At 70.2% G+C, this 12,070-nt stretch carries 7 protein-coding genes; 3 read left to right on the plus strand and 4 right to left on the minus strand.

Annotated elements, in window-relative coordinates; translation table 11 throughout:
• Positions 1 to 39 precede the first annotated feature (39 nt).
• Positions 40 to 6,060, minus strand: coding sequence for a GH92 family glycosyl hydrolase (locus tag RAC69_RS09790; protein ID WP_375086654.1), 6,021 nt, complete (start codon positions 6,058 to 6,060; stop codon positions 40 to 42).
• A gap of 193 nt (positions 6,061 to 6,253) precedes the next feature.
• Between RAC69_RS09790 and RAC69_RS09795 the strand changes: the two genes are divergently transcribed.
• Positions 6,254 to 7,261 carry a LacI family DNA-binding transcriptional regulator gene (locus RAC69_RS09795; RefSeq protein WP_341936138.1) on the plus strand — a complete coding sequence of 336 codons (1,008 nt, stop codon included), beginning with the start codon at positions 6,254 to 6,256 and terminating at the stop codon, positions 7,259 to 7,261.
• A 73-nt stretch (positions 7,262 to 7,334) separates the two neighbouring features.
• Positions 7,335 to 7,838 (plus strand): DUF3253 domain-containing protein, encoded by a 504-nt coding sequence (locus RAC69_RS09800; protein ID WP_375086655.1) that lies wholly within the window; start codon positions 7,335 to 7,337, stop codon positions 7,836 to 7,838.
• 40 nt (positions 7,839 to 7,878) lie between these two features.
• On the opposite strand, the gene RAC69_RS09805 is transcribed toward RAC69_RS09800, so the two are convergent.
• A complete protein-coding gene (locus RAC69_RS09805) occupies positions 7,879 to 8,358 on the minus strand; it encodes a DUF6098 family protein (RefSeq protein WP_375086656.1) in 480 nt (159 codons plus the stop codon).
• 196 nt (positions 8,359 to 8,554) lie between these two features.
• Between RAC69_RS09805 and RAC69_RS09810 the strand changes: the two genes are divergently transcribed.
• The gene (locus RAC69_RS09810; RefSeq protein ID WP_341932851.1) at positions 8,555 to 9,028 is read left to right on the plus strand and encodes a DUF4383 domain-containing protein; all 474 of its coding nucleotides are present in this window, start codon (positions 8,555 to 8,557) and stop codon (positions 9,026 to 9,028) included.
• 33 nt (positions 9,029 to 9,061) lie between these two features.
• Here the strand turns inward: RAC69_RS09810 and RAC69_RS09815 are convergent, their stop codons facing one another.
• Both RAC69_RS09815 and RAC69_RS09820 read right to left on the minus strand, forming a co-directional pair.
• The gene (locus RAC69_RS09815; RefSeq protein ID WP_375086657.1) at positions 9,062 to 9,817 is read right to left on the minus strand and encodes an MBL fold metallo-hydrolase; all 756 of its coding nucleotides are present in this window, start codon (positions 9,815 to 9,817) and stop codon (positions 9,062 to 9,064) included.
• Positions 9,818 to 10,207: 390 nt separating this feature from the next.
• Entirely contained in the window at positions 10,208 to 11,965 is a 1,758-nt protein-coding gene (locus RAC69_RS09820) for a hypothetical protein (protein WP_375086658.1), read from the minus strand.
• Positions 11,966 to 12,070 lie beyond the last annotated feature (105 nt).

The raw sequence follows: 12,070 nt of genomic DNA on the forward strand, positions 1-12,070 counted from the left end.
CCTCCCGAGCCGAGGTCTCCCGCCGAGTCGGTGCGGGGGTCAGCCCTCCGAGCGGCGGCGCCGGATGAACAGCACGCCGCCCGTGGCGAGCAGGCCGAGCATCAGCGCGATCAGCGCGATCGGCACCGCGCCACCCGTGCCTGCGAGGCCATCACCCGTCGACGCAGCTGCCGTGACCGTGAGCGCACCCTGCGCGCTGAGTCCGGATGCCGCGCCCTGGGCGACCAGCGTGTGCTGCCCGACCGGGGTGTCCGCCGGGATCGTCACCGCCGTGCGGAACGCGCCCGAGCCGTCGGCCGCGACCTCGGCGAGGCGCACAGGCTCCGAGAAGAGCGTGATCGTGATGAGCTCGCCGGCGCCGAATCCGCGCCCGACGAGCTCGACCGTGCCGCCCTGCACCACGCGCATCTGGCCGATCACGAGCTCCGCCTGCAGCACCGGGGCGCTGCGGACGTCGATCGTCAGCGAGGCCGAGGTCGACGGGCGGAAGGCGGTCTCGTCAGACGGGACGAAACGGGCCGTGTAGGTGTGCTGCCCGGAGGTCGCGATCGTGACGTCGGCCGTCGCGACTCCCGCGGAGACCCCGGCCGAGCCGACCACGACGTCGCCCTCGAGGAACTCGACCTGACCGGCCGCACCGGCGGGCTTCACCGTGGCGATCAGCGGCACCGATTCTCCGGCGACGGGGTCGTCGGATCCGGCCTTCAGGGTGACCGAGGTGTTCTTCGGAGCCGTCGGATCGCCGACGACGAGGAGCGATGCCCGCGCCTCGACCTTCGAGACGTCGCCGAGCGCGACCACCGGGTGGTCGCCGTCGACGGCTCCGCTCGGCACTGTGATCGACCCGCTGATCGAGCCGTTCTGCTCGGCCTGCACGACGACCGGCTGCTCGTCGTCGATGCGGAGCGCGACGCTCTCACCCGGCGCGAAGCCGGTTCCGGTGATCGTGACCGTGTCCCCGGGCGCCGCCTGCTGCGGTGCCTGGATCCGGGGCTCGTACACGGGCACCGGATCCGCCACGACGATGGTCAGCTGCGTCGACGCCGACTTCACGCCGTCGTCGGCGGTCACCGTCACGGTGTAGCTGCCGGCCTTCGCGTAGGTGTGCGTGCCCTGCACCGCACCGTCGGTCACGTCGACCGCCGAGACGGGGGAGCCGTCACCCCAGTTGATCACCGTCGACGTCTCGCCGAGACCGCCGGTGACGGTCGCCACGGTGGCGTCGAACTCGACGCCCGTGACCTGCTCGTCGACCGTGCCGGCCGCGACGGACAGCTCGGCGGCGGCAGCGCGGTCACCGTCCGACGCGACCGCGAACACGTGCACGCGTCCGTCGTTCAGCGAACCGGATTCCTTCGGCATCGTCAGCGACTCGACCACCTTCGGCGCACCGTTCCCGTCGACCGCGAGGGCGATCGGGGCGGTGGCGTAGATCGCCGTGTTCTTCACGCTCGACTCCGCTCCGGTTCCCGAGAGGCGACCCTCGGAGATCGTGAGCACGGTGTTGCCCTTGTAGGGGTTGCCCGACGCACCCACCCAGTCGCCGAAGCTGATCGTCACCGTCTGGGTGCTGCCGTCGGTGAAGTGCAGCACGGCATCCGAGTCGCGGTTGCTCTCGGTGGCGGTGCCGATGAACGCGATCTGCGTGGCACCGGTGCCCAGCGACAGCTTCGCCGTCTGACCCTCGCCCGTGATGTTGTCCGGCGCCCCGGCCGGGACGGCGGGCAAGTCGTACGTCAGCGTCGTGCCCGGCACGGTCAGGGTCTCACCCTGCACGAAGCCGTCGGCGTTGAGCTTGTCGCGGAAGTAGCCGTGGCCCTGCGAGTCGCAGTTGGCGGCGGTGACCCCGAGGTCGCCGATGCAGACGTTGTTGAAGCCTCCGATGAGGGTCTCGTCGCGGAAGACCTCGATCGACGCGGTGGCCTGGGCCGCCGCGCCCGACGAGTCACGCACGGTGATGACGGGCGAGTACGTGCCCGGTGCCGTGAACGTGTGCGGCGCGCTGACCTTCCAGCCGCCGAGCTCGTCGCGGGTGAGGGTCACGTCGTCGACCGCCTCGCCGTCGCCGTAATCCACGGTGACGTCGTAGCCCGACGCGTCGGTCTCGGTGCCGACAATCGTGGCGAGCGACCCCGAGAACGCGGTGCCGACGGCGACGCGCTGCGGAGCGCCCGCGGCGATCGACAGGCCGTCCGCCGCGGATGCCGAGGCGAACAGCTCGACCTCGGAGAGGGCCAGCGTCGATCCGCCGCCCTTCAGAGCGAGCTTGACGCTCGTGTATCCCCCGGCGGTCTGCGTCGTGAACGGTCGGGTCTGCGAGTCCCACGTGAAGGTCTGGCCCTCACGGCTGTCGAGCTCGGTCCACGTCGTGCCGTCGAGCGAACCGGAGAGCGTCCAGCTCGCGGGAGCGGCCGCCTTCGACGCGCTGGTCAGCGTGTACTGGCCGATCGAGACGGGACCCGACTGGGACGTCCACACCAGCTCGGCCGAGTCTCCCTGGAAGGTGACGGTCGAGTTCATGTTGTCGTCGACGAGCGAGCCGACGGGCGTGCCGTCCGCCGCGGCGAGCGCGCCGCGTCCTGGCTTGGTCGCGTCGACGAGCGTGGTGGGCACCTCGAGCTTCTCGGTGAGGTCCTTGGCACCCCAGGCCTGCGGGGTCGTGCTCATCGTGAAGTCGAGGCGGCCTCCTGCGCGCAGCAGGTCGCCGTCGAACGTCGTCTCGGCGATCGGCTGCCCGTTGAGGCTCACGCCGCCCACGTAGTCCGCGCCTGCGGACGCGCCCGGCGCGTTCACGACGAGGTCGGTGCCGCCGATCGACAGCGTCGCGCTGTCGAAGAGCGGCGTGCCGACCGTGTAGTCGCCGGAGCCCACCTCCAGCGGGTAGAAGCCGAGCGCCGAGAAGACGTACCAGGCCGAGAACTCGCCGTTGTCCTCATCGCCCGGGTAGCCCTGCCCGATGTCGGAGCCGACGAAGAGGCGGTCCTGGATGTCGCGGATCAGCTCCTGCGCTCCCGACGGGTCGCCGGCCTCGGCGAGCACGTACGGGATGTGGTGCGCGATCTGGTTCGACATGCCCAGCATCCCGAGCCGGACGTCGCGTGCTTCGCGCGCCTCGTGGATGCCGGAGTAGTCGGCCTTCTCGCGAACCGTCAGGAAGTCATGCATGACGTCGAGCAGACCCTGACGGCCGCCGTACAGTGCGGCGAGTCCGTCCACGTCGTGCGGGGCATGGAAGCCGAACGTCCACGCGCTGGCCTCAGTGAACGCACCGCCCCAGGCCTTCTTGTCGAACTCGGCACCCGAGGTCCACGAGCCGTCGGCGTTCCGCGAGGTGAACGTGCCCGCCTCGGGGTTGAACATCTCGACGTAGTGCTCGGCGCGCGCCTCGAAGTAGGTGGCCTCCTCCCTCAGCTGCTCGACGCGGTCGGCCGGGGTCGCCGGGTCCTCCGACAGCTTCTTCGCCATCTCGGCGATGCCGAAGTCGTTGATGTACCCCTCGAGGCCCCATGATGCGCTCTCGTGCGTCGTCGCCTCGGTGTACCCGAGGAAGATGGACTGGGCGAGGCCCTTCCGTCCGACGGCGTTGGATGCCGGCAGCACGGTGGCGTTCTTCACGGCGGCGTCGTAGGCCTCGAGCGCAGTGTCGGTGTCGAGGGCCCCCGCGAGGTAGGCATCGGCGAACGCGACGTCGGAGCTCGTGCCGGTCATGAGGTCGGCGTAGCCGGGGGACGACCATCGGGCGACCCATCCGCCGTCGCGGTACTGCTGCACGAAGCCGTCGACGAGCTCCTCGGTCACGTCGGGGTAGAGCAGCGAGTAGAGCGGCCAGGCGGTGCGGTACGTGTCCCAGAAGCCGTTGTTGACGTAGATCTTGCCGTCGACGATCTTCGCGTTCGTGCGCGTGTCGCTCGCGCTGCCGCTCGTCGCGGACACCGGGCTGGCGTACTGGTAGACGGGGTCGGCCTTCGACCCCGTGTTCTCGAACTGCGAGTTCGGGTAGAGGTTCAGGCGGTACAGGCTCGAGTACAGGGTCACGAGCTGGGTGTCGGTCGCGCCCTTGACGTCGTGGATCACGCCGAGCCGGTCGTTCCAGGCGTCGCGCACGGCGACGTGCGCCTGCTCGAACGAGACGCCCTGCAGCTCGAACTCGTGGTTCTTCTTCGCCTGGTCCTGCGAGATGAATGACGACGACAGCCGCAGCTCGACGGTCTTGTCGCCGCTCGTGTCGAAGGCGGCGTAGCGGGCCGTGCCGTTGCGGTCGCCCTGAGTGGTCGCTCCGGCGTTCAGCGGCGCCCTGTCGAACGTGCCGTACACGAACATGCGCGTGCGTCCCGGCCACCCGGATCCGCCGTCGACCCAGCCGGAGACGGTGTCGCCGTTGATCTGGAGCTTCGAGGAGTTCACGAGCTGGTCGATGAGCACGGAGCTGGTGTCGCCGGTGAACTCGAAGCGGTAGATCGCGCCGTGGTCGGTGGCGGTCACGGACGTCTGGATGCCGTTGTCGAACTCGACGCTGTAGATGTCGGGCCGCGCGGTCTCGTTCTCGTGGTGGAACGCGAGCTTGCGGTCGTTGAGCGACGAGGTGGGGTTGCCGTTCGCGGCGGGGAGCACGGCGATCTGGTTGCGGTCGCCCATCCAGATGCTCGGCTGGTGCGAGAAGCCGATGCCGTTGAGGGCCGGGAGGTTCTGCGCGTTGTTGGCCCGCTGGTACTGGTAGATCGTGCCGACGTTGTCGGCGTTGGTCATCGGGGTGATGAAGTTGAAGCCGTTCGGCCACGCGGTCGCCGGCAGGTTGTTGCCGCGCGAGAAGCCGCCGGTCGAGTTCGTGCCCCGGCGCGTGTCGACGTACGAGACGAGTCCGTCCGTCGTGTCGAGCTGCTCTGCTGCACCGATGCTCACGTCGTCGAGCCAGCCGCTGAAGGCGGTCGCGCCGGTGGGCACCTCCACGCCCTTCACGTCGGTGCCGGGGTGGTCGTAGCGGAAGAGGATGTCGTCGATCGTGCGGCCGGCGAACGCGCCGAGGTCGATCGTGACCTTGTTCCACTGGTTCGGCCAGAGCACGTTCGCCTGGCCCTGGGCGCGCGCGTTCGCGCCGTAGCCGTAGGAGTCGGTGGCATCGCCGGCGGACAGCGTCGATCCGTCGTCGAACGTCAGGTCGACCGCCACGAAGGTCGCGGCGTAGGTCTGCTCGCCGTCGAGCACGGGGAAGACGAGGTACGACAGCTCGCTGTCTCCGGCGACGTCGATCGCGACGTCGTCGTAGAGCACGCTGGTCGAGGAAGCCGGCCCTGCGTCGAGGTGGCGGCCGACGTACTGCAGCGCCTTCGTGCCGGTGAAGCCGACGCCGGTCTTCGCGGTGTCGGAGCTCGTCGGGCCGTTGCCGACCTGCAGCATGAGGTCTCCGGGGGCGGGGGTCGCGCCGTCGACGGCGATCGGCTCCCACCCGGCGAGCTGCACGATGTTGGCGCTGGGGGTGCGCGTGGCGAGCACGTCGAGGCGGTAGTAGAGGTATTCGGCGCTGGGGGCGGCGAGCTCGAACGTGCGGGTCTCGCCGCGTCCGGAGAAGAGCTCGCCGGTCCGCTGGTCGACCGTGACCCAGTCGGTGCCGTTGGTGGAGCCCTGCACGCGGAAGTCCTTGGGGTCGCGCTCCTGCGCGTCGTTGCCAGAGGTGAGGGTGTACCGCACCATGGGCTGCGGGGTGCCGAGCTGGTACTGCACCCAGCCCGTGTTGGCGAAGGCGAGCCACTTCGACGAGGCGTTGCCGTCTGCGACGAACGCGGCGGCCTCGTTGGGGGCGTTCTGGGCGGATGCCGTGACCGCTGTCACGTCGCCGAGCACGCTGCCGGGGGCGAAGCGGCTGCCGGTGACGTTGACGGGCTGACCGGTGCCGGTGAGCACGGGGGCCGCGTCGCCCGACTCGAAGGACGAGGCGAAGGTCGTCTCTCCGGCCGCCGAGGCCGCCGTCGGCGTCAGCATGCCGAGCCCGACGGCGACGGCGACTCCGGCCGCTGCCCAGGATCGTCTGGCGGATCGGTGGTTCCTCGGGCTGGGGACCCTCATGGTTGCTCCTCTAACTCCACTACGGTGTGTCGCTGATGGGGTCCTCACCGACTCCGACGTCGGGATGACCGATATATGACATCGCTGTCATACGCTGGACGCTATCACAGCGATCGCGACCGGCGGAAGAGCTCGGTTCCGATCGGCAGCCGCCATAATGAGCTATCCGCGTTCGCGGGCGACAAGGGGATGCATGACTCGCACAGAGACCGGCGCGACACCGCGCCCGACGCTGGCCCAGGTCGCCGAACGCGCGGGGGTCAGCCTCAAGACGGCATCGCGGGCGCTCGGCGGGGAGTCGTACGTGAGCGAGAAGACGCTCGCGAGCGTCCTGTCGGCCGCCGCAGAGCTCGACTACCAGCGCAACGCGGCGGCGAGCCTCCTCGCGAGCGGACGCCTCGCGGCATCCATCGGCCTCATCACCGGCGACTTCACGAACCCGTTCTACTCCGCGCTCGCGCAGGCCGTCGAAGACGAGATCCGCCCCCGCGGCATGCACCTCTCCGTCGCGAACTCGCGCGAGTCGGCGGAGCAGGAGCAGCGCGTCGCCCGCGACCTCGCCGACCGGCAGACCACGGCTGTGATCACCGTCTCGGCCATGACCGATCACAGCGACTACGCGCAGCTGCAGGCCCGCGGCATCCCGGTCGTCTTCGTCGACCGCCCGGCCGAGAACCTCGCCGCCGACTCGGTCGTCTTCGACAACCGCGAGGGAGGGCGGCTGGCCGCCCAGCACCTCCTGGATGCCGGACACCGCCGCATCGCCTTCATCGGCGACTACGCCTGGCTGCCCACGTATCGCGAACGCCTCGCGGGCATGGGCGACGTGCTCGACCCCGCCGACGCCGATTGGCGCCGGCTCCTCCGCACCGACGCGCACGACGCGGCATCCTCCCGCGCGTGCATGCGCGAGCTGCTCGCCCTCGACGAGCCGCCCACCGCCGTCGTGGCCGGCAACAACCGCATCCTGCTCGGTGTCATGGAAGCCGTCGCCGGGCATCCCGACCGGCCGGCCGTCATCGGCTTCGACGAGCCGGAGTGGGCGCGCGTGCTCGGGGTGAGCGTCGTCTCGGGAGACATCGAGGCGCTGGGGCGCCAGGCCGCCCGGCTCGCGGTCGCCCGTCTCAGCGACCGCACGCGCCCCTACGAGAGCGTCACCGTCCCGATGCGACTCGTCGCCCGGGCGTCGACCGGTTCCTGACCGCGGCACCGGACGGGATGCCGTCGGCGTCAAGACCCTGTCGCCGAGCTCTTCTTCGCGCGAGACTGCCGTCATGACGAAGGGGAGAGACAGCGACGACGGTCCGGAGCGCACGGCGGACGGCCACCACGTCGTCATCGACGGTCGTCGGTGGCGGGCCACCGACCCGAGCATCCCCGACACCTTCCGCCAGGAGCTCGTCGACGAGCTGATGTCCGCGCGCCGAGCCGTCAAAGCGTCGGAGCCCGATGCTCGCCGACGCGTCGACGACGCCAAGACCGCACTCGGCGAGCTCGGCATCCCCTGGTGGGAGGAGCGCTCCGGCGAGGACTTCGACGAGCGCATCGCCGCCGCCATCCGCACTCTCGTGCGCAAGCGCGCCGAATCGTCGATCTGCCCCAGCGACGTCGCCCGCACCGTCGGCGGTGAGTCATGGCGGACCCTGATGCCCGATGTGCGGCGCGTCGCCGCCGAGCTCGCCGACGACGAGCAGGTCGTCGTGACGCAGAAGGGAGCGGCGGTCAGCATCCGCGACGCCCGCGGCCCCGTGCGGATCGTGCGGGGCCCGGCGCTCTGACCTCCGTCATCCTCTCGCTCGCTCGTGGACCGGGATGCCGTCAGCCGGCGTCCGCCGGGCCGCGCCCCGCGTCGAAGTTCTCCGTGTAGCGGGCGCGTGCCTCCTCCAGGAGCTCGTCGGCGAGGATCGCGACGGGTTCGACATCGCGGAGCAGCGGTTCGCAGTCGGGGCCGCGACCGCAGACGACGCCGCTGAGGATCCAGGCGAATCGAGAGGGATCCTTCTCGGCCAGGTGACGGTACTGCGACAGCTGCCGTGCGAGCCAGTCCTCGAGGGGGCGCGTCCACCACTCCTCGGCATCCAGCGGGTTCACCGAGAGCCCTGGGAGTTCGAGGCCGCTCTCGCTGTCGACGCTGCTGCGCTCGGCATCCTTCTCGGGCCCCTCCGAGTAGCGCACGTAGAGTCCGGGGCAGGCGCGCACCACCGCGGCCAACTGGGCGAGATGCTGCACCCGTCGGAGGTCGTCGTGCGCGGGGGGCTGCGGATTCGGGGGCACGTCGGTGTGCGATCGGTGAGGCATGGGCCGACCGTACGAGAGCGCTCGATGCCGAACCGAGGGGATTGACAGGACGCGCACTCGTCCGGCCGGGAGCGTCGCCCGGCGGAAGGAAGCCCGGGAGCATATTCCCGGGGAGAGCACCGAGTCAATGCCCTGCGGGACAGCCACAGCCGATCGATAACCTCAGGCACCCCAACGCACCGTTACGGAGGACATCATGAGTGACACCGCGCGCGTCGAGCGCTACGCAGGAACCCCCATCCAGAAGACCGCCCTCATCGTGGGCATCGTCTTCCTCCTCGTCGGCATCGCCGGCTTCATCCCCGGGCTCACGCACTCCGCGGAGCACCTGCACGGCGCGGGAGCCGGCTCCGAAGCTCATCTGCTCGGCGTCTTCCAGGTGTCGGTGCTGCACAACTTCGTGCACCTCGCCTTCGCGGTCGCCGGCATCGCGCTGGCCGCACGTGCCCGGGCGGCCAGGCTGTACCTGATCGTCGGCGGGGCGGCCTACCTGGTCGTCTGGATCTACGGCCTCATCGCCGTCGGCAACGACCAGCTGAACTTCATCCCCGTGAACAACGCCGACAACTGGCTGCACCTGGTTCTCGGCATCGGCATGATCCTGCTCGGCGTGTTCGTCTCGCGCGCACCCCGTGTGCCCGGCAACGACGGGCGCGCAGCCCGGGCCTGATCACCGACCACCCGGCGGGAACCCGAGCCGGGGTCAGCTGCGACCCACGCGACGAGCGTGGGCCACGGCGGCCCCGGCTCCGTCATGCCAGGGCTCGCCGTGTCCGGGAAGCAGCGTGCGGGCGCTCGACGCGAGGAGTGCATCGAGATCGCTCAGGGCCCGGCCGCTGTCGGCGGTCGCCGCTCCCGCCACGATCCGCGGTCCTGTCCTCCCCGTGTACGGGTCGAGCGTGACGATCGCGTCGCCCGTCATCAGCACCCCCAGGTCCTCGAACCAGAATCCGCAGTGACCCTCGGTGTGACCGGGGGTCCAGAGGGCCGTCGGCCGGCCCGGCGTCTCGACGGCCGTCGCGTGGTGCACGGTCGGTGCGGCCTCGACACCGCGCACTCCGAGGGCCCCCTTCGCGGTCATGGCCAGCAGCGTCGGCACGGCCTTCGGATAGCGGAACGGGTACGTGATCCGCGCACGCTCGTGGGCGTAGCGGTACGGATGCCGCGCCAGTCGCTGGTCCCGCGGATGCACGTGCACCGGCGTGCGCCGCTCCGAGACGAGGCCGTGCGCCATCCCGACGTGGTCGAAGTGCGCGTGGGTGAGAATGATCGCGTCGATGTCGCCGCGATGGGCGCCGAGGTGCGCGAGGAGGTCGTCGAGGAGCGGGAGAGTGCGCGGCAGACCGGCGTCGACGAGGGTCATCCCGTCGCTCGTCACGACGAGGTAGCAGTTCACGTTCGCCGTCTCGAGGCGGTACACGCCGTCGGCGATCGCGGTCCATCGGCTTCGGATGCTCATCGCCCCACGGTGCGGCTCGGTCGTCGCGGACGCAGGAGCCTTGCCGGATGCCGTGCGCGGTGGTAGCGGTCGGGTCAGAGCAGGTCGTAGTACCCGCCGAACGGCGAGTCGATGTCTCCCGTATCGCGCGCGTCGAACGGCACGGTCGCCTCGGTGATGGTCACGTGACTGCGCGGGGTGATGAGCACGCTGAGCTTGCGGTTGCGTACCTGCGGCGACCAATACCTGCGATCGAGAAGAGGGGCCGGTGAGGATTCACCGGCCCCTGTGGAAAGGGAGTTGGGGACTCGCCTTTCGGGGAATCGTGGGGTTGGCGTGGGAGGCGCCGCCCCACTGCCGCGAGGTGGGGGCTCGCGGCACCGGACGGGGAGGTCCGGGGTCTCGAGGGTTCTAGTCGGTCAGCTCCTGCCGGCGCAGCCGCCTCCTGTGCGAACCGACGACGAGCGCGAGTCCCGCCAGTACGAGTCCGCCGGGGACGAGCCAGGGCAGCGGGGTAGCGTCGATGCCTGTCGTAGCCAGGGATGAGGGTCCGTCGGCCGAGGCGACCGGGGTCAGGGCACCCGTCGCGCCTCCGGTATTGCCGGTGCTCGGGCTGACACCGGCACCAGAGGCGGAACCGGAGCCCGCGCCGGGGTTGGTGCCGTTGCCGGGGTAGACGATGGGGGTGCTCACGGCGCAGATCGCGCAGTCCCCGAATGAGGTCGAGATCGCCTGGTCGTAGCTGCGCAGGTCGTCGAGATCCTTGTCGTCCTCCAGCGTGATCGCCAAGGCGAGTACCTCGGTCTCCCCGGGGGCGACGGTGACGTCCTGCGAGCAGGCTCCGTCATCGCAGGTCCAGTCGTCGGCGAGTTCGCTTTCCGCTCCCGTGCCCATGGGGGCGGCGACGACGGTCGTGCCCTCCGCGGTGCCGGAGTTGGTCACCGAGACCTCGTATCCGAGGACGTCGGCGGGCTGAGCGGTCGTGTCCGACCCGGCGGGCTTGCCGTTCACGCTGACGAGGGTGAGGGACGTCGACAGCCGGGGGGACGGGACGGTGATGGCGTCGGCGGTGGCGACGTTGTTCGAGGTGTCCGGGTCGCTGTCGACGGAGCGGACGGACGCGGAGAAGGACAGTGTCGCCCCGGGATCTGCGGGGGCAGTGCCGGTCAGGGTGATCGGCGTGCTGCCGGCACCGGCGGGAAGGATAGGCTCGATGCGGGTGGTGTCTCCGGTCAGGTTCGCCACGAACGGCGAGCTCTCATCGGGAACGACCGCTGCCCCGTTTCCTCCGAGGCCGCACGATACGGCGGAGTCGATGATCTCGCACTGTTCGCCGCCTGCGGTGATGTGCGCATCGGTGACACCGGCGGGGATTGCGCCGTCGATGAGGTAGCCGTGGGAGTCGCCGGCGCCCTGGTTGGCCGTGGAGATGGTCCAGGAGAACGGCTCACCCGCCGGGATCTCCGTGGGAGCGTCCACCGAGGCGGCCAGGTCTGTGGACATGGTGGCAGCCTGCGTGATCGCTGCTCGGCCCGATCCGGTGGAGTTCGTTTGGGCCCCCGCGGTGTTGTACTTCCAGAGGCAGCGCACCGGGTGGTCGATGTCGATGGAGGAGACGAGTCCGGGCACCCGGAAGGTCGTGATCGTTGCTGCGGGTGCGGCGAAAGCCGACTCTGGGCGGACCCAGTTGAGTCCGTCCCACTCTGCATCGCCGGTGTCGACCATCTCGATCTGTCCGGACGATACGGGGGCGCCGTTCACGGAGGCGACCCGGAGATCCGCGAGCTGGACGATGTAGTACGAGCCGGAACCGACACTCCCCGAGATGCGGTTTCCGCCCATGCGGATCGTGATCAGCGGATTCACGACCGGGTGCTCGAATCGAATCTGCTGACTGGCCTCGCCTCCCGAGGTGGGCGTCACCACGTTGTCCGCGCCGGGGTAGGTGCACGTCGTGACCGGGAAAGTGATCTCCGCCGCAGGCAGGAACGACGAGCTTTCGTCGACACGCTCCTTCATCAGCTGGGATCCCGGCGACGTCACCACCATCGATGAGTTGCCGAGTGAACCGTTCAACGGCTGCGAGTACGTCAGACCGTCGATGGTGGGGGCGGCGCTGAGCAGCGCGTATCCCGGCTCCTGCGTGGAGCGCTGTGCAGAATCGAGCATCGCGTCCGCTGCCAGAGCGGGCGACGCGGCGCTCGATGCGACGAGCGCCCCCAGTGAGATACCAGACGCAAGGGCGACACGAGACCATCGGCCTCGACGCGGCGC

The sequence above is a fragment of the Microbacterium sp. LS_15 genome (assembly GCF_041954735.1).
In the GTDB taxonomy this organism is placed as follows: Bacteria; Actinomycetota; Actinomycetes; order Actinomycetales; family Microbacteriaceae; genus Microbacterium.